The sequence below is a fragment of the Shigella sp. FC1567 genome (assembly GCF_001743015.1).
GTDB lineage: Bacteria > Pseudomonadota > Gammaproteobacteria > Enterobacterales > Enterobacteriaceae > Escherichia > Escherichia coli.
The window spans coordinates 1-244 of record NZ_MIIV01000460.1; the positions used below are offsets into that span (position 1 = coordinate 1).

1 protein-coding gene is annotated in these 244 nt (G+C 49.6%); it reads right to left on the reverse strand.

The genetic code is table 11. The features are described 5' to 3' along the window. Window positions 1–9: 9 nt before the first annotated feature. On the reverse strand, window positions 10–244 hold a 235-nt coding region (locus BHE85_RS20060; protein ID WP_146627965.1), incomplete at its 5' end, for an integrase core domain-containing protein.

Below are 244 nucleotides of genomic sequence, written 5' to 3' on the forward strand. Positions count from 1 at the left end.
CTGAAGTGGTCAACAAAAACTGGCCACCGAGTTAGAGTTTTTCCAGTATCGATTTTCCGATTCGTTTGGGGGTAACCCACCATTATATTCGTGCGGTCTTAGTGCGCTGTAATATCCAACGATATAGTCCGTTATGGCGTGAGCTGCCTCGCTGAAGCTTACGTAACCCACCACCGGCATCCATTCGTTCTTCAGACTCCTGAAGAAGCGTTCCATTGGGCTGTTATCCCAGCAGTTTCCGCGC